Source organism: Pseudomonas sp. Pseusp16 (assembly GCF_047324915.1).
In the GTDB taxonomy this organism is placed as follows: Bacteria; Pseudomonadota; Gammaproteobacteria; order Pseudomonadales; family Pseudomonadaceae; genus Aquipseudomonas; species Aquipseudomonas fluorescens_CD.
On sequence record NZ_CP168522.1, the window covers coordinates 4,317,420 to 4,334,327 of the forward strand.

Genomic DNA, 16,908 nt, shown 5'->3' on the forward strand with positions numbered 1-16,908 from the left:
AGGCCGCATTGTCCGGGATTCAATCAACCTGCTCAAGCACGTAGCAACACCGTAGCCGACTCGCGTGCAACTCCCTATAATGCCGCCCCTATGGCTAAACAGAAGAAACACCCAACAGGGACCATCGCGCAAAATAAAAAGGCGCGACACGATTACTTCATCGAACATCGGTTCGAGGCTGGTCTGGTCCTGGCCGGCTGGGAAGTAAAAAGTCTGCGGGCAAGCAAGTTACAGCTGGTTGACAGCTACGTACTGCTCAAGGATGGCGAAGCCTGGCTGCTCGGCAGTCACATCACGCCCCTGACGACCGCCAGTACCCACGTCATCGCTGACCCGGTCCGCACCCGTAAATTGCTGCTCAATCGGCGCGAGCTGGAAAAGCTCTCCGCTGCCGTGCAGCAAAAGGGTTACGCCTGCGTGTGCCTGTCCTGGTACTGGAGCAAGCACATGGTCAAGTGCGAGATCGCTCTGGGCAAGGGCAAGAAGGAATACGACAAGCGTGATACCGAGCGCGAACGCGACGCCGGTCGCGAATTGCAGCGCGCGGTGCGCAACAAGGGCAAGGAAGAGTAATTCCCTTCGCGGGCAAGCCCGCTCCTACAGGGTTTCGGTGTACCTGTGGGAGCGGGCTTGCCCGCGAAAGCAATCTCACAAACGATATGGAACCGACTGGCTACATCCCCTTGCGCCGCTCCGCCCGGGCCATGCGCTGCACTTCCTGACGCACCTCTTCCAGCACCTCTTGCACATACAAAATGTGTCGACTGGAAACTTCCCGCGCCTGCTCCGCCCGCCCTTCAATAATCGCCTGATACAACTCCCGATGCTGCGTGATCAACATGTCGCGGGTTTCAGTGCGCTGCTTGTACATGCCACCGATGTTGGTCACCACGTTGCGCTTGAGCAGATCGAACAGCCCACGAATGGTGTGCAGCAACACGGCATTGTGGCTGGCCTCGGCGATCGCCAGGTGAAAGCTTGCGTCCGCCGCCCCCTCTTCGGCACGGCTCACCTCTTCGTGACGTGAATAGCAGTCCTGCAATTCGTTGAATGCCGCGGTCAGCCGCTCGCGATCCACATCAGTGGCACGCAGCGCCGCGTAGTAGGCACAGGACGCTTCCAGGGTATGGCGAAACTCCAGCAGATCGCGTTGCGCCTCGGGGTTGCTTTCCAGCAGATGCAACAAGGGATCACTGAAGGTGCTCCCCAGTGATTCCACCACATAGTTGCCGCCGCCCTGGCGACTGACCAGCAATCCCTTGGCGGTCAGTTTCTGAATGGCTTCGCGCAACGAAGGCCGTGACACGCCAAATTGTTCGGCCAACGCACGCTCGGCCGGCAAGCGCTCACCCGCCTTCAACGTGCCCTCGAGGATCATGCCCTCAAGCTGCTCGACAATATCGTCAGACAAACGGCGCTGACGAATCTGATCAAACCCCATAACTCGATTTCTCCACGATCCGACGGCTCGCCGGGGCTCTATTCTGGCCTATCGGCGCCGCGCCAGCACCTGCAACAACGCATTTGGTCATACCAGGCAGACGACCTGAGCACTTTGCCTACGACAAAAGTTTTAGGGCGGCAAATTGACACACCGCCTACAAGGCTTTTACCCTAGCCAACAGCGATTGTAAATTGGTCTTACCAATTATCCAAGAACGCTGATCAGTGCCTGACCAACAACAATTAGGGGCCACCCCATATGCAAACCTGGCAACAGCTCTATACCCCGCTCGGCAGCCTCGGCCTGTCCGCACTCGCAGCCGTCATCCCCGTCGTATTTTTCTTCCTGGCCTTGGCCGTGTTCCGCCTCAAAGGGCATGTCGCCGGCAGCATCACCCTGGCCTTATCGATACTGGTGGCGATCTTCGCCTTCCAGATGCCGGTCGACATGGCGTTCGCCGCCGCCGGATATGGCTTCGCCTATGGCCTGTGGCCGATTGCCTGGATCATTGTGGCAGCGGTGTTCCTCTACAAACTGACGGTCAAGAGTGGCCAGTTCGAAGTCATCCGCAGTTCGGTACTGTCGATCACCGATGACCAGCGCCTGCAGGTATTGCTGATCGGCTTCTGCTTCGGCGCCTTCCTCGAAGGCGCGGCCGGTTTTGGTGCACCGGTGGCGATTACCGCGGCCCTGCTGGTAGGGCTGGGTTTCAACCCGTTGTACGCCGCCGGCTTGTGCCTGATCGCCAACACCGCACCGGTTGCCTTCGGCGCCCTGGGCATTCCGATCATTGTCGCCGGGCAAGTGACCGGCATCGACGCCTTCAAGATCGGCGCCATGACCGGTCGCCAACTGCCGCTGCTGTCGATGTTCGTGCCGTTCTGGTTGGTGTTCATGATGGATGGCCTGCGCGGCGTGCGGGAAACCTGGCCGGCAGCCCTGGTGGCCGGCTTGAGCTTTGCCGTGACCCAGTACTTCACCTCGAACTTCATCGGCCCGGAACTGCCGGACATCACCTCGGCCCTGGCCAGCCTGATTTCCCTGACCCTGTTCCTGAAAGTCTGGCAACCGAAACGCGCCGCCGGCCAACACATCGTGGGGGCCGTATCGGCCTCAGTAGTAAGCGCCAGCGTCGGTGGTTTCGGCCAGAAGCGCACCACCGTGGCATCGCCCTACAGCCTCGGGGAAATTTTCAAGGCCTGGTCGCCGTTCCTGATTCTCACCGTACTGGTCACCATCTGGACCCTGAAGCCGTTCAAGGCCATGTTTGCCGCCGGCGGTTCGATGTACAGCTTCGTGTTCAACGTTGCCATTCCACATCTGGATCAACTGGTCATCAAGACCGCGCCGATCGTAGCGACGCCAACAGCCATTCCGGCGGTGTTCAAACTGGACCCGATTTCCGCCACCGGCACGGCGATTTTCTTCTCGGCGCTGATCTCGATGCTGGTACTGAAGGTCAACTTCAAAACTGGTCTGACCACTTTGAAAGAGACCTTCTACGAACTGCGCTGGCCGATCCTGTCCATCGGCATGGTGCTGGCGTTTGCCTTCGTGACCAACTACTCGGGCATGTCCTCGACCATGGCCCTGGTACTGGCGGCGACGGGCGCGGCGTTCCCGTTCTTCTCGCCGTTCCTCGGCTGGCTGGGCGTGTTCCTCACCGGTTCCGATACGTCGTCCAACGCCCTGTTCAGTTCGCTGCAAGCGACCACCGCGCACCAGATCGGCGTTAACGACACCTTGTTGGTGGCGGCGAACACCAGCGGCGGCGTAACCGGCAAGATGATCTCGCCACAGTCGATCGCCGTGGCCTGCGCCGCGACCGGTCTGGTGGGCAAAGAATCGGATCTGTTCCGCTTCACCCTCAAGCACAGCCTATTCTTTGCAACGATTGTCGGTTTGATCACCCTGGCCCAGGCCTACTGGTTCACCGGCATGCTGGTGCACTAAGACGACAAGCGACATGGAAATAACCGACGCCGGTCCGTGATTCCGGCGTCAGCAATTCACAACCCGGTCTGTAAGGCTGCTGAAAGCAACTCTCTCTATATTCAGCAGCCTCAGCGGACGGATAACCGGGCCCACCCGGAGACACGCCTGATGAGCGAGCTTTTTTACAACGCTGTGCCGAATGCGACCCGTGTCGCCCCGCCACTGCCCGAGCCTCGGCAATACCCCAGCGAGAAACCGTCACGGGTTTACCTGTTCGGGACCTGCGTGGTCGATCTGTTCTACCCCGAAGCCGGGATGGATGCGATCCACCTGCTGGAACGCGAAGGCATTCGTGTCGAGTACCCGCAAGGGCAAAGCTGCTGCGGCCAACCGGCCTACACCTCGGGTTACACCGAACAGGCACGGACCGTGGCGCGCTCGCAATTGGCGCTGTTCGCTGGCGACTATCCGGTGGTGGTGCCGTCGGGCTCCTGCGCGGGCATGCTCCGCGAGCATTACGCCGACTTGTTCAAGGACGAGCCGCAGACGTTGAAACAGGTCCAGGCGCTGGCTGCCAGAACCTACGAACTCGCCGAGTTCCTGTTGTTTGTCTGCAAGGTGCAGCTCAGAGACAAAGGCGAACCGGTAAAAGTGGCGCTGCACACCTCGTGCTCGGCACGCCGTGAAATGAACACCCACCTGCATGGCCGCGAATTGTTGTCGCAGTTGAGCAATGTGGAGCGGGTCAATCACGATCACGAAAGTGAGTGCTGTGGCTTTGGCGGGACATTCAGCGTCCGTATGCCAGACATTTCCGGCGCGATGGTGACTGACAAGACCCGGGCGTTGAAGGAGTCCGGCGCGCACAAGGTGTTGAGTGCCGACTGCGGTTGTTTGATGAACATCAACGGCTCGCTGGAAAAGCAGCAGGAAACGTTGCGCGGCCAGCACCTGGCCAGTTTCCTCTGGCAGCGTACCGGAGGTGCCCGATGAGCACTTCCACGATTATTCCTACGGTCGCCGTAGAAGAAGATTTCCGCACCCGCGCCCACCAGGCGTTGGGTGACACGCAATTGCGAAACAACTTTCGCAAGGCGATGGATTCACTGATGAGCAAACGGGCAGCGGCTTTCAGCGATGCCCATGAAAGAGAACATTTACGCGCGCTGGGCAATGCAGTCCGTGCCCGCGCGTTATCCAAGTTGCCCGAGTTGCTCGAGCAACTTGAACAGAACCTGACCCGCAACGGTGTGACAGTGCACTGGGCGGAAACGGTGGACGAAGCCAATGGCATCGTCCTCTCGATCATCCGCGCTCACGAGGGGCGGCAAGTGATCAAGGGCAAATCGATGGTCAGCGAAGAGATGGAGATGAACCATTTCCTCGAGGCTCAAGGCATTGAATGCCTGGAGTCCGACATGGGGGAATACATCGTCCAGCTCGACCACGAGAAGCCTTCACACATAATCATGCCGGCAATCCACAAGAATGCCGGTCAGGTCGCGTCCTTGTTCCACGACAAACTTGGGGTGGAATACACCAAGGACGTTGACCAACTCATTCAGATCGGTCGCAAGGTCTTGCGGCAGAAATTCTTCGAAGCGGACATCGGCGTCTCCGGTGTCAACTTCGCCGTGGCCGAAACCGGCACCCTGCTGCTGGTGGAAAACGAAGGCAACGGCCGCATGACCACCACCGTGCCGCCGGTGCACATCGCCGTCACCGGTATCGAAAAAGTCGTGGAAAACCTGCGCGATGTGGTGCCGCTGCTGTCGCTGCTGACCCGTTCGGCCCTGGGCATCCCGATCACCACTTACGTCAACATGATCTCCGGCCCACGCAAAGCGCATGAGCTCGACGGCCCGCAGGAAGTGCACCTCGTGCTGCTCGACAATGGTCGCAGCCAGGCCTTTGCCGACAGCGAATTACGCCAGACCCTGAACTGCATCCGCTGTGGCGCCTGTATGAATCATTGCCCGGTGTATACCCGAATCGGCGGCCATGCCTATGGGGAGGTTTACCCCGGCCCTATCGGAAAAATCATCACCCCGCACATGGTCGGCCTGGCGAAAGTCCCGGATCACCCGAGCGCTTCTTCGCTGTGCGGTGCCTGCGGAGAAGTCTGCCCGGTAAAAATCCCGATCCCTTCGCTGCTGCGGCGCCTGCGGGAAGAAAACGTCAAGGCCCCGGACAGCCCCAATCAAGTGATGCGCGGTCAGGGCAGCAAGTATTCGCGCAAGGAGCGGTTCATCTGGAACGCCTGGGCGAAGCTCAACAGCTCGCCAACGCTGTATCGCCTGTTCGGTTTTTTCGCCACCCGTTTGCGCGCCCTCACGCCGAGCAATGTCGGCCCGTGGACGCAAAACCACAGCGCACCAAAACCCGCCGCCCGCTCACTGCATGACATGGCCCGCGAGCACTTGGCCAAACAGGGAGACCGCTGATGAGCGCCAAGCAAAATATCCTCGCCAAACTGCGTAAAAGTCTGACGGGCACCACGCCGGTGGCCGACAACTTTGATGTCGATCTGGTGACCCAGCCTTACACCTACGCGCCTGAGCAACGCATTGCGCAACTGCACAAACTGATGGAAGCGGTGCACACGGAAATCCATCTGACGTCCGGCGAAAAGTGGCCGACGCTACTCGCGCAATTGCTGCGGGACCGTCGGTTGCCGAGTCTGCTGATCGCACCGACCACACCCCACGGTCAACGGATCACACAGCACTGGATGAAAAATCCCGGCCTGCCAATGCTCAAGGCCTACGACCGCCCGATTGAGGAATGGAAGGCAGAGCTGTTCAACGACACTCCGGCAAGTCTGACCGGCACCCTCGGCGCCATCGCGGCAACCGGCAGCCTGATTCTCTGGCCGACCCGGGAAGAACCGCGTTTGATGAGCCTCGTGCCACCGGTGCATTTCGCTCTGCTCAAGGCCAGCGAAATCCGCGACAACTTCTATCAGGTGCAGCAGGAGTTCGAATGGGCACAAGGCATGCCGACCAATGCGTTGCTGGTGTCCGGCCCGTCGAAAACGGCCGACATCGAGCAAGTGCTGGCGTACGGCGCCCACGGGCCGAAAGACCTGGTGGTGTTGATCCTGGAGGACCAATGAGTCTACCGGCCGCGTTCCTGCGTGATGTACAGCAACTGATTCCTCAAGAGCGACGTTTCGACGACCCACTGTCGACCCTGGCCTTCGGCACCGATGCCAGTTTCTATCGTTTGATTCCGCAGTTGGTGATCCGCGTCGAGTCCGAAGACGAAGTGGTGGCGCTGCTGCAACTGGCACAACGCGACCGGGTGCCGGTGACCTTCCGCGCCGCCGGTACCAGTTTGTCCGGTCAGGCGATCAGCGATTCGGTGCTGATCGTGCTGGGGGATAACTGGAACAGTCGCGAGATCCGCGGCCAAGGCGCGCAAATCCGCCTGCAACCCGGTGTGATCGGTGCCCAGGCGAACGCTTGGCTGGCGCCGTTCGGACGCAAGATCGGCCCTGACCCGGCCTCGATCAATGCCTGCAAAATCGGTGGCATCGTCGCCAACAATGCCAGCGGCATGTGTTGCGGCACGGCGCAAAACACCTATCACACCCTGGCCGGTATTCGTCTGGTGCTGGCCGATGGCAGTCGTCTCGACACTGAAGATGTCGCCAGCGTCGCGGCGTTTCGCCAAAGCCACGCCGCCCTGCTGGAGCGCTTGGCGACGCTGGGACGCGAGACCCGCGCCAACGCCGAGCTGGCTGCGAGAATCCGCCACAAATACCGTCTGAAAAATACCACCGGCCTCTCGCTCAATGCCCTGGTGGATTTCGACGAGCCTGTGGATATCTTGAGCCACTTGCTGGTGGGCTCCGAGGGTACGCTCGGATTCATCAGTGCGGTGACCTACGACACAGTGATCGACCACCCGAACAAGGCCTCGGCCCTGATTGTGTTCCCCGATGTCGAGACCTGCTGCAACGCCGTCACCGTATTGAAAAGCCAACCGGTATCGGCCGTGGAATTGCTGGACCGCCGCAGCCTGCGTTCAGTGCAGGACAAGCCCGGCATGCCGCCTTTCGTACAGCATCTGTCGAACAATGCCTGCGCCTTGCTGATCGAATCCCGCGCCGCGTCGACCACCTTGCTGCACGAACAACTGGCGCAGATCATGGCGTCGCTGCAGGCGTTCCCGGTGGAAAAGCAGGTCGATTTCACTGAAGACCCACAGGAAAACGCCCGCCTCTGGGCCATCCGCAAAGACACCTTCCCTGCCGTCGGCGCCGTGCGCAAGACCGGCACCACGGTGATCATCGAAGACGTCACCTTCCCGGTCGAGCAATTGGCCATCGGCGTCAACCGCCTGATCGAGCTGTTCGACAAACATCACTACGACGAAGCGATCCTTTTCGGACACGCACTGGAAGGCAATCTGCACTTCGTCTTTACCCAAGGCTTCAACAACGCGCAAGAAGTCGCACGCTATCAGGCGTTCATGGACGACGTGGCGCAACTGGTGGCAGTGGAGTTCGGTGGCTCACTGAAAGCCGAACACGGCACCGGACGCAACATGGCGCCATTCGTCGAGCTGGAATGGGGCAGCGATGCCTACCAGTTGATGTGGCAACTCAAGCGTCTGCTCGACCCCAACGGCATTCTCAACCCGGACGTGGTGCTCAGCGAAGACCCGCAGATCCACCTCAAGCACCTCAAGCCATTGCCGGCCGCCGACGAGATTGTGGACAAGTGCATCGAATGCGGCTTCTGCGAACCGGTCTGTCCGTCGAAAGGCCTGACCTTGAGCCCGCGCCAACGCATTGTGATCTGGCGCGACATTCAGGCGAAAAAACGCGCCGGCATCGATACTGCCGAACTCGAAGCCGCGTACGAATACCAGGGCATCGACACCTGTGCCGCCACCGGCCTGTGCGCGCAACGCTGCCCGGTCGGCATCAATACCGGCGAACTGGTGAAAAAGCTGCGCAGCCGAAAGGCAACGCATACGAAAACCGCCAACTGGCTTGAAGGACATTTCGCCACGGCACTGCAAGGGGCGCGTTTCACCCTGCACGTCGCCAATAGTGCGCGCCTGTTGCTGGGAGCGCCGCGACTGGCAAAGCTTTCCGCAACCGTGAGCAAACTGTCCAAAGGGCAAATCCCGCAGTGGACCAACGCCATGCCCCAGCCTGAACGGCCGATTCGCTTCAGCCCGGCGATCAGCGATGAGCGCCCGCGGGTGGTGTACCTGGCCGCGTGCGTATCTCGGGCCATGGGGCCGGCAGCTGGCGACAAGGAACAAATGTCGCTGCACGACAAGACCCGCGGCCTGCTGGAAAAGGCCGGTTATCAGGTGGTTTTCCCAGACAACCTGGACAGCCTGTGCTGCGGTCAGCCGTTCGCGTCCAAAGGTTACGCCGAGCAAGCCGAACACAAACGCCAGGAACTGATTGGCGCCTTGCTGCACGCCAGCCGCGGCGGGCTCGACCCGATCTACTGCGACACCAGCCCATGCACCTTGCGCCTGGTTCAGGACCTGGGCGAAGCCCGCCTGGACCTGTACGACCCGGTGCGCTTCATCCGCACGCACCTGATGGATCGCCTGGAGTTCACGCCTCAGGAGGCACCGATCGCCGTGCACGTGACCTGCAGCACCCAACACTTGGGGGAAAGCCAGGCGCTGATCGACCTGGCGCGCAAGTGCAGCAAAAACGTGGTCATTCCCGAAGGTATTCACTGCTGCGGCTTCGCTGGCGACAAGGGCTTCACCACGCCGCAGCTGAACGCCCATTCGCTGCGCACGCTCAAGGACGCGGTGCAGCAGTGCAGCGAGGGGATTTCCACCAGTCGTACCTGCGAGATCGGCCTGACGCAACACGGCGGAATCGATTACCACGGGCTGGTCTATCTCGTGGATCGGGTCACCCGGGCGAGGGCCAACTGAAGAAAAATAGAACCCTGATGCGCTGCTGTAGTCCACCGATCAAGTCCTGCACATGTGGGACCTCCCCCAAACTCGGCAGCCCGTTCTGATGGCCAGCGATGCCTGGACCTCAGTTCAAGGAGATACACATGAAACGTTCTGTACTACTGTCAGGTCTGTTCGTTACTGCCTCACTGATAGCGTCTACCTCGTTTGCCGCCGGTGGCACAGAAGATCTCTGCGAAACCAATCTGCAAACCATCAACAATGCCAAGGCCCAGGTCCAGGCGCAGGAAATCCAGGCCCGGGTAGAAGCCAGCGTTCAGCAAGCCAAGGCTTATCAGGCACAAAAAACCAAGGAAGGGACGGAGAAATGCATCGCTGAAACCACCCAGACGATTCAGGAAATCCAGAAAGCCAGTAAAGACGGTAAAAGCTCGTAAGGCTTCAAGGCCAACCTTCGGGTTGGCCTTCCGGGTCGCATTGACGTACACTGTGCATGCCTGTTGCTCACTTGATTCAAAGAGCACCAGGCTCGGGGCCGTTTAGGATTCGACGCCGGTTGCGAAACTTTAGGTGCATGCCGAGTTGGTAACAGAACTCGTAAATCCACTGTTGCAACTTCCTATAGTTGCCAATGACGAAACCTACGGGGAATACGCTCTCGCTGCGTAAGCAGCCTTAGCCCTTCCCTCCTGGTACCTTCGGGTCCAGCAATCATCAGGGGATGTCTGTAAACCCAAAGTGATTGTCATATAGAACAGAATCGCCGTGCAGTACGTTGTGGACGAAGCGGCTAAAACTTACACAACTCGCCCAAAGCACCCTGCCCGTCGGGTCGCTGAGGGTTAACTTAATAGACACGGCTACGCATGTAGTACCGACAGCGGAGTACTGGCGGACGGGGGTTCAAATCCCCCCGGCTCCACCAAATAGTAGTCTAGACCTGTCTCAGACAGTCTACGAAACACCCCAAGAAGCCCGCCCCGTGCGGGCCTTCTTGTTTCTGGCTATCTGCCTCTGTCTACCCCTATCTCAAGGCTCCATGTATCCTCCCTTGTACCACGGAGGAAAATTGAAACTGAGGGGTACAAGGAAATGAAGCGTAGTGAAATCAAGCGTCGCCCCTTGGCCGATACCGTCCTGGCGACACTAGAGCCAGATACCAAAGAGTATCGCGAGCATGACGGCAACAGCCTTTACCTGCGGGTCCGTCCAGACGGAAACAAGTCTTGGCAGCTTCGGTACAAAAAGCCCGATGGGAAATGGTCATGGCTAGGTCTTGGAAGCTACCCGGAAGTGGGTGGATCCCTTGCACGTCAAAAAGCCGCAGAGCTTCGAGCTGACTCCGCTCAAGGAAGCAATCCATTAGCAACCAAGCGAGCCAGAAAAGCGGCAGAACTGGAAGCTGCCAGCAATACCTTCGAACGACTAGCTCGTGAGTGGTACGCCTCCAAACGTAAAAGCTGGACCGATGGCACAGCGGTAAGGACCATCGGCGCGCTGGAGCTACACGTTTTCCCCGTCTTCGGTAACCGTATCTATCAAGAAATTCTTCCCATGGAATGGATGGAGTTTCTGCGCTCGATGGAGCGAAAAGGAATCATCGAACAGACCAGCCGTGTTCGAGGCATGTGTCGAGAGATCTACGATCTTGCACGGGTCACTGGAAGAGCAACGCACAATCCACTGGAAGGTCTGCACAAGTTTTTGCAGACCAAACCTGTAGAAAATTACGCCCATGTATCCCAAGAGGAATTGCCACCGCTTCTTAGGGCAATCCGAGCGTACCCGAGCGCTACCGACATCCGTATTGGTCTTCATCTTCTTTCAATGCTTGCGTGCCGCCCCTCTGAATTGCGCGAAGCAAGATGGTCAGAGTTCGACTTAAAGAAAGCCCTATGGACCATACCCTCAGAGCGCATGAAGCGACGCCGCGAACATCTCGTTCCATTGCCCCACCAAGCGGTAGCACTATTACGTGACCTTCAAAATCTTACCGGCCACTATCAGCTATTGTTTCCAGGCCGCAGTGATACAACAAAGCCACGCTCGAATACTGTGTTCCTGATGGCGCTGCGACGCCTAGGTTACGAGGGGCGACAAACTGGACACGGTTTCCGACACATCGCTAGCACTATCCTGAATGAACATGGCTTCGAGGAAAACCATATCGAAGCGCAGCTATCACACGTCAAGGATGGAGTTGCTGGCGTGTACAACAAGGCAATTTATATAAAGCCGCGCATCGCCATGATGCAGTGGTATGCCGATTATCTGGATGATCTTGAAAAAGGGAGCGTTGTTCAAGGGCATTTCGGCAAGGCTATTTAATCGTGTGTTTCCGTACCCCTTCAAAAATCGGTGTAACAGGTGTAACTCGTGTAACAGGCGCAATCAAACCATTGAAAGCATTGAATATTTTCTTCGTTACACCATATGCGAGCTTGGCGTACACCGCGTGTAACAAGGCCAATCGGTGTAACAGCCAAAACGCCCTTCCCCTGCTGTCGGCCGCTCTACCGCGTATACCTCAAAGCCATATACGGCGCGGGTTCCAAGTCAATGCCTTGGGGCGAGGGGGGCGATGTGACTGAAGTGACTGCCGATTGGTTTCTTGATGTGCTACAGCGTCAATACGGAAGCGTCTGCATTCCCCTTGAAGTGGTTCGGCGCCAGTATCTTGGACACCTGGGCATGCCCCAGTTACTTCGAAAAATAGGCCGGGGACGCATTACGTTGCGAGTCGTCAAAAGCGATTGGGGCGGAAGAACCCAGCGGGTGGTCTACCTTCATGATCTAGCTGAATGGCTTGCAAAAGGCGGTGACTCCAGGCCACCAACGTGAAAGACAGCGACCTCGCAGACAATGCACTACCGTTCGTCGGGATGCTTTGTCGCATTGTTGTCTCATTGTGGTCGTGTTCGGTCCTATTGGGGATAAACCCGAGAGCCTAAAATTTTGCCTGTTTCTTTTGCCTATAAATCCGCATAAATAGTTACCCCTGTCCATACCAATACAGGGAAACAACTATGACAACTCCTTCAACGATCAAAGCCAATGCGATCGAGCTTGGGCGCTTCGATCCTGCTACCACGCTCATCCGTATTAACCATGTAACGTCCATAACGGGCATCGCACGCGCCACTGTTTACAAGCTGATGGGCCAGCCCGAAAGCGGCTTTCCACAAGCCGTAAAACTCACCGACAGCACCGCCCGTGGTGCTCCCGTCGCCTGGGTTTTGTCTGAGGTTTTGGAGTGGACTCGCGCACGCATTGCCGCTCGCGACAAGGTGGCGGCATGACTCCCATCTTCCTACCGCACACCACCCTCGACGCCATTATCATTCTTGAAGACACCCCGCCTACCCTCGCCTTGGGCCGAGATCATCTGCGCGCTTTGCGTGATCGGGCTATGGCCGAGGGTGCCCATGTTCTGCTCTTGGCCTGGCCGTCTCTGGATTGGGTGCTGCTGGCAGTTGAAGTGCCGCCTGACGTGGTGGTCCTGGACGCACAACAACTCATCCCCAATCTGCTGGCAAACCCGGCCGCGTTGGACCACATGCGCTCCGAATCCCGCAATGGCCAGCACCTGAGCTGGTTATCGCTGACTCGCCCTGCCACCGCTCAGCACTAACGAAAACGCCCCTGGCTGCAACCAGAGGCGTTAGAGGTAGATTCGTATGCCTGTTCAATTTATGACGCATTGCGCAATCGCGCAAGGGACGCTTGTTGCTCTTCGCAAATCGAGACGCTATGCTCTGGCCGTCGCTGCAAATTCAGCGACCGACCTTGGCCGGTCGAACAACTCAAGGCGCACAAGCGCCCCCAATACGACTGCAGGCGCTTTTTTTGTGCCAGCTGTTTCGTTTTATGGCGGCTGTGCGTGGGACACCTTCGGGTGTGCCGGGTGCCTTGAGTCCCGGTCGGCCAACCCGCGTACAGTCGTCACCATTCCTTGCTTGGCCGCAAGCGGTGACGGCTCCTCAACTCAAGGAGCAACACCCAATGCACGCCCTCAATCCGTCCAAAATTCGCGCCGCTGCACACCGTGCAATGGCTCTCGCCGCTTTACACGCCAACTCCAGTCTCGCTACACGTCTCACCCGTTACAACGCTCACATGGTCAAAGCGCGCGCGCTCGAAAGCGCAGGCGGTGCTCAATGATCAGCGCTCTGAATTTCGCACTGCCCGAGGATTTGCTGTGTGTCAGTACAGATACCGAGGCAGGTATTCCGATTGATGCCATTACCTGTGCAGTAGATCGAGCCAGCTCTGTGCTCCTGCTTCTTGAAGATCAGTTCGAGTGCGATGGGCCACATCTGGCTAACCATGTCATTGCCGCCGCACTGTGGGACGTTCGAGGGACCTTGGGACTGATCCGAACCCTCGCCTTGCACGCTGACAACTCCACCCGGCGAGCCATGATTGGAGGCGCCCAATGAGCCCTTCCATTTTGATCAATACCGTTGGCGGTGCCACCTTTGCCAAATGCAACGCTCAGAACCAGCCACTATTCCGTATCAATGCCGGCATTTCCTGCGAAGAGGCACTCGAACAAGCGTCTCTACTCATGGACTGCGTGAACAAGCTCACCTGTCTGAGCGGCATGGAGAATGACAACGGCGCAATGGTGTGGGCTTCGCACTATTTGAGCGAAATGGCGAAGGCGATCATCGATGACGTTACCAGTGGGTTGCAGTTGGCCCTAGGCGGTGGCGTATGAATGCACCTACATCCCATGCCCGTCGGCCTACCTTCGCCCAAGTCAAAGCCGTTGCGTTACAGAACATTGATCGTGTACTTACTCACTGGCTGCCCAACGGCAAACGCGTGGACGGTGGCAAGGAATACACCGCTCCGAACCCGACCCGCAGCGATAAGCGCGCCGGCTCGCTCAAGGTCAACTTGAGCAAAGGCACTTGGGCGGATTTTGCCACTGACGACAAAGGCGGCGACCTGATCGATCTGGTGCGCTATCTGGATGGCGGCAGCGACGTTGAGGCCTGCAACAAACTGGCGGACCTGCTGAGCGTTTCCGCCGGGGCCGTGCAAGCGAAGCCGGAACCCAACAAAAGCAAAACACCGGAATGGCTGGCCATTCAGCCGATCCCGGCTGAGGCCATGAGCAAGTGCCCGACCAAACACCGGCAACACGGTACGCCGTCCAAAGTCTGGATCTATCGCGATGCTCAAGGCCAACCAGTCATGGCGCTCTATCGCTTCGACTTGGACCCGGATGAAGACGGTAAACCGCGCAAGGTGTTTGCTCCCTTGACCTGGTGCCAGCGGGCCGACAGTCAAACGCAGCAATGGCGTTGGCAGGGTCTGCCAGAGCCGCGTCCTCTGCTACATCTGGACGAACTGGCGCAACGCATCGAGGCTCCGGTCATGCTGTGCGAAGGCGAAAAGGCCGCTGACGCCGCGGCAGAGCTACTGCTCAAGTACGTGGTCACGTGCTGGCCGAACGGTTCGAACTCCTGGCACAAAGCTGACCTGACACCGCTCAAAGGTCGGTCCGTGGTGTTGTGGCCAGACAACGACACCAGTGGCAAAAGCTGCATGGATGCCATTGCCGAACAACTACAACAGATCGGCGCCGCATCGGTGCGCGTGATCGCCCTGGACGTCTTCAAACGCAAGCCCACCTTCAAGAACGGGCAACCGACCTTTACCAAGGGTGGTCAATGGGATGACGGCGACGACGCGGCCGATGCCCAGGCCAAAGGTTGGACGGCGGCGCATTTCGGCGAGCTGGAACGCAGCGGTGAATTGTTTGGTGTTGAGCCGGAGAAAGCACCGGCCGAACCACCCGAAACCAAAGCCAAACCGACGATCAAGCGTGCCGCGAAACCCAAAAACGATCTGCTGCCCGGCGGCTTCCGCCTCACACCTGAAGGCGTGTTTTATTCCGGTGACGATGGCGAGGCACGCCCGGTGTGTTCCCCACTGGAGATCCTGGCTCGCACCCGTGATGCACAGGGGCATAACTGGGGTTTGCTGGTCGAGTTCGACGATCCCGACGGTGCAAAAAAGCGCTGGAACATCCCGGCGCGAACCATGACCGGTGACTTCGGCAAGGACGTGCTCGGCCCATTGGTGGACATGGGATTGCGACTGGCCGGCAGTCGTTCCGGTCGCAACGCGCGCAATGACCTGCAGAGTTATCTCGGTGGCTTTGACAGCGCCCAGCGCGCGCGACTGGTTACCCGTTTGGGCTGGCACGACAGCGCCTTCCTGCTGCCCGAACAACAGGTCGGCTCGCACACTGAACACCTGCACTTCTATGAGGCCGGTGCGCAGCTACCACCGATCAGCGAAGCCGGTACCCTGGAGCAGTGGCAAGAACAAATCGGCGCCTTGTGCATCGGAAATCACCGTTTGGCGTTTGTGGCCAGCGTGGCGTTTGCCGGTCCGTTGTTGCACCTGCTTGGCCATGAATCGGGCGGCTTTCACCTCTACGGTGACAGCTCAGGCGGCAAGACCACCCACTTGCAAGTGGCCGCCTCAATTTACGGCGGGCCGCGCCTGGTGCGCTCCTGGCGCTCGACGGATAACGCCCTGGAGTCCATCGCCGCCGCGCACTCGGACGGGCTCCTGGTGCTGGATGAAATCGGCATGTGCGACCCGCGCATCATTGGCGAAACGGTGTACATGCTCGGCAACGGCACCGGTAAGGCTCGCGCCAATGATCGAGGACAAGCAGGCCGACAGGTGCAGGAGTGGCGCCTGCTGTTTCTCTCGACCGGTGAGAAGACCTTAGCGCAGCACATGGCCGAGGCGAACAAGGAGCTGAAAGCCGGCATGGAAGTGCGCATGCTCGCGGTGCCTGCGGATGCCAGCAAGGGCCTGGGCATGTTCGACGTACTGAACGGCTTTGATGATGCCGCCGCCCTCTCCGATGCTCTCAAGGCACGGGTGGCCAAGTACTACGGCACACCGCTCACCGCCTTCCTGTCGGCGCTCTGTGAGCCCGGCAAGCGGCATGGCTGGTCGGTGATCCTGCGCCACACCTTGGAGGGCTTTATCGCGAAAGCGCTACCGGCCTCGGCCAGCGGTCAGGCGCAACGCGCGGCCGCTCGCTTTGGCTTGGCTGCCGCAGCCGGAGAGCTGGCCACCGCCATGGGCATAACGGGCTGGCCCGATGGCACGGCCACCACTGCCGCCCGGGTGTGCCTCAGTGCCTGGATGAATGAGCGCGGCGGTGCCGGAAATCTTGAAGGTGACGCGATCCTGGCACGGCTACGCCAAGTCATCGAGCGCTTCGGTGAAAGCCGCTTCACTCGCTGGGAGTCGGCGGCCGCGAAGATCGATGAACACGGTCCGCGCACCATCGACCGCCTGGGCTTTCGCAAAACGCTGGAGCACGGCTTGGGCGACGCGTTGCACACCACCAACACCTACTACGTATTGCCCGAGGCATGGCGCTCTGAAGTGTTCAAGGGCATGAACCTTAATGCCGTAAACAAGGAACTGATTCGCCGTGGCGTCCTGGAGCCGGGTCCCAACGGCAAAGCCTCCTGCTCCGTCCGCTTACCAGGGATGGGCACCCAGCGTTGTTATGTGGTGAAGACGATTCCGGGAACAGATGAGGGCGAGGCTCAGGCGGCCTAACGCCAACCAAGTGT

The 16,908-nt window shown here is 59.1% G+C and carries 15 protein-coding genes and 1 other RNA gene; 15 read left to right on the forward strand and 1 reads right to left on the reverse strand.

Going from position 1 to position 16,908, the window contains the following annotated elements; all coding sequences use genetic code 11:
• Positions 1-90: 90 nt before the first annotated feature.
• Positions 91-573 (forward strand): SsrA-binding protein SmpB, encoded by a 483-nt coding sequence (gene smpB, locus ACEN8Q_RS19695; protein ID WP_007988707.1) that lies wholly within the window; start codon positions 91-93, stop codon positions 571-573.
• Between the two features lie 100 nt (positions 574-673).
• Here the strand turns inward: smpB and ACEN8Q_RS19700 are convergent, their stop codons facing one another.
• Entirely contained in the window at positions 674-1,441 is a 768-nt protein-coding gene (locus ACEN8Q_RS19700; protein ID WP_057396627.1) for a GntR family transcriptional regulator, read from the reverse strand.
• 261 nt (positions 1,442-1,702) lie between these two features.
• Here ACEN8Q_RS19700 and ACEN8Q_RS19705 point away from each other — a divergent pair, with 261 nt between their 5' ends.
• The 14 genes from ACEN8Q_RS19705 (at position 1,703) to ACEN8Q_RS19770 (ending at position 16,894) form a co-directional block, all read left to right on the forward strand.
• Complete coding sequence (locus ACEN8Q_RS19705; RefSeq protein WP_413703606.1) at positions 1,703-3,397, forward strand: lactate permease LctP family transporter; 1,695 nt, start codon at positions 1,703-1,705, stop codon at positions 3,395-3,397.
• 150 nt (positions 3,398-3,547) lie between these two features.
• A complete protein-coding gene (locus ACEN8Q_RS19710) occupies positions 3,548-4,372 on the forward strand; it encodes a (Fe-S)-binding protein (RefSeq protein WP_413421630.1) in 825 nt (274 codons plus the stop codon).
• Positions 4,369-5,823 carry a LutB/LldF family L-lactate oxidation iron-sulfur protein gene (locus ACEN8Q_RS19715; RefSeq protein WP_413421632.1) on the forward strand — a complete coding sequence of 485 codons (1,455 nt, stop codon included), beginning with the start codon at positions 4,369-4,371 and terminating at the stop codon, positions 5,821-5,823. Before ACEN8Q_RS19710 ends, ACEN8Q_RS19715 begins: the two co-directional genes overlap by 4 nt.
• Positions 5,823-6,494 (forward strand): LutC/YkgG family protein, encoded by a 672-nt coding sequence (locus ACEN8Q_RS19720; RefSeq protein WP_413703607.1) that lies wholly within the window; start codon positions 5,823-5,825, stop codon positions 6,492-6,494. Before ACEN8Q_RS19715 ends, ACEN8Q_RS19720 begins: the two co-directional genes overlap by 1 nt.
• Entirely contained in the window at positions 6,491-9,301 is a 2,811-nt protein-coding gene (locus ACEN8Q_RS19725; protein ID WP_413703608.1) for an FAD-binding and (Fe-S)-binding domain-containing protein, read from the forward strand. The genes ACEN8Q_RS19720 and ACEN8Q_RS19725 overlap by 4 nt, the downstream gene beginning before the upstream one ends.
• A 128-nt stretch (positions 9,302-9,429) precedes the next feature.
• On the forward strand, positions 9,430-9,723 hold the full coding sequence (locus ACEN8Q_RS19730) for a hypothetical protein (RefSeq protein WP_413421638.1): 294 nt from the start codon (positions 9,430-9,432) through the stop codon (positions 9,721-9,723).
• Positions 9,724-9,817: 94 nt separating this feature from the next.
• Positions 9,818-10,211, forward strand: a transfer-messenger RNA (tmRNA) gene (ssrA, locus tag ACEN8Q_RS19735).
• Between the two features lie 167 nt (positions 10,212-10,378).
• The gene (locus ACEN8Q_RS19740) at positions 10,379-11,614 is read left to right on the forward strand and encodes a tyrosine-type recombinase/integrase (protein ID WP_413703609.1); all 1,236 of its coding nucleotides are present in this window, start codon (positions 10,379-10,381) and stop codon (positions 11,612-11,614) included.
• A 231-nt stretch (positions 11,615-11,845) separates the two neighbouring features.
• Positions 11,846-12,127, forward strand: coding sequence for a pyocin activator PrtN family protein (locus tag ACEN8Q_RS19745; protein WP_413703610.1), 282 nt, complete (start codon positions 11,846-11,848; stop codon positions 12,125-12,127).
• A 185-nt stretch (positions 12,128-12,312) separates the two neighbouring features.
• On the forward strand, positions 12,313-12,585 hold the full coding sequence (locus ACEN8Q_RS19750) for a helix-turn-helix transcriptional regulator (RefSeq protein WP_413703611.1): 273 nt from the start codon (positions 12,313-12,315) through the stop codon (positions 12,583-12,585).
• Entirely contained in the window at positions 12,582-12,917 is a 336-nt protein-coding gene (locus ACEN8Q_RS19755) for a hypothetical protein (protein ID WP_413703612.1), read from the forward strand. The genes ACEN8Q_RS19750 and ACEN8Q_RS19755 overlap by 4 nt, the downstream gene beginning before the upstream one ends.
• A gap of 526 nt (positions 12,918-13,443) precedes the next feature.
• On the forward strand, positions 13,444-13,725 hold the full coding sequence (locus tag ACEN8Q_RS19760; protein ID WP_413703613.1) for a hypothetical protein: 282 nt from the start codon (positions 13,444-13,446) through the stop codon (positions 13,723-13,725).
• Positions 13,722-14,006, forward strand: coding sequence for a DUF3077 domain-containing protein (locus tag ACEN8Q_RS19765; protein WP_413703614.1), 285 nt, complete (start codon positions 13,722-13,724; stop codon positions 14,004-14,006). Before ACEN8Q_RS19760 ends, ACEN8Q_RS19765 begins: the two co-directional genes overlap by 4 nt.
• Positions 14,003-16,894: a DUF927 domain-containing protein gene (locus ACEN8Q_RS19770; RefSeq protein WP_413703615.1), complete on the forward strand. Its 2,892-nt coding sequence runs from the start codon at positions 14,003-14,005 to the stop codon at positions 16,892-16,894. Before ACEN8Q_RS19765 ends, ACEN8Q_RS19770 begins: the two co-directional genes overlap by 4 nt.
• The last annotated feature ends 14 nt before the right edge of the window (positions 16,895-16,908 follow it).

Excerpts from the sequence above, each read along its gene's own strand:
- smpB (WP_007988707.1), top strand. The coding sequence starts at position 91 with ATGGCTAAACAGAAGAAACACCCAACAGGGACCATCGCGCAAAATAAA.
- ACEN8Q_RS19700 (WP_057396627.1), bottom strand. The coding sequence starts at position 1,441 with ATGGGGTTTGATCAGATTCGTCAGCGCCGTTTGTCTGACGATATTGTC.
- ACEN8Q_RS19705 (WP_413703606.1), top strand. The coding sequence starts at position 1,703 with ATGCAAACCTGGCAACAGCTCTATACCCCGCTCGGCAGCCTCGGCCTG.
- ACEN8Q_RS19710 (WP_413421630.1), top strand. The coding sequence starts at position 3,548 with ATGAGCGAGCTTTTTTACAACGCTGTGCCGAATGCGACCCGTGTCGCC.
- ACEN8Q_RS19715 (WP_413421632.1), top strand. The coding sequence starts at position 4,369 with ATGAGCACTTCCACGATTATTCCTACGGTCGCCGTAGAAGAAGATTTC.
- ACEN8Q_RS19720 (WP_413703607.1), top strand. The coding sequence starts at position 5,823 with ATGAGCGCCAAGCAAAATATCCTCGCCAAACTGCGTAAAAGTCTGACG.
- ACEN8Q_RS19725 (WP_413703608.1), top strand. The coding sequence starts at position 6,491 with ATGAGTCTACCGGCCGCGTTCCTGCGTGATGTACAGCAACTGATTCCT.
- ACEN8Q_RS19730 (WP_413421638.1), top strand. The coding sequence starts at position 9,430 with ATGAAACGTTCTGTACTACTGTCAGGTCTGTTCGTTACTGCCTCACTG.
- ACEN8Q_RS19740 (WP_413703609.1), top strand. The coding sequence starts at position 10,379 with ATGAAGCGTAGTGAAATCAAGCGTCGCCCCTTGGCCGATACCGTCCTG.
- ACEN8Q_RS19745 (WP_413703610.1), top strand. The coding sequence starts at position 11,846 with ATGCCTTGGGGCGAGGGGGGCGATGTGACTGAAGTGACTGCCGATTGG.
- ACEN8Q_RS19750 (WP_413703611.1), top strand. The coding sequence starts at position 12,313 with ATGACAACTCCTTCAACGATCAAAGCCAATGCGATCGAGCTTGGGCGC.
- ACEN8Q_RS19755 (WP_413703612.1), top strand. The coding sequence starts at position 12,582 with ATGACTCCCATCTTCCTACCGCACACCACCCTCGACGCCATTATCATT.
- ACEN8Q_RS19760 (WP_413703613.1), top strand. The coding sequence starts at position 13,444 with ATGATCAGCGCTCTGAATTTCGCACTGCCCGAGGATTTGCTGTGTGTC.
- ACEN8Q_RS19765 (WP_413703614.1), top strand. The coding sequence starts at position 13,722 with ATGAGCCCTTCCATTTTGATCAATACCGTTGGCGGTGCCACCTTTGCC.
- ACEN8Q_RS19770 (WP_413703615.1), top strand. The coding sequence starts at position 14,003 with ATGAATGCACCTACATCCCATGCCCGTCGGCCTACCTTCGCCCAAGTC.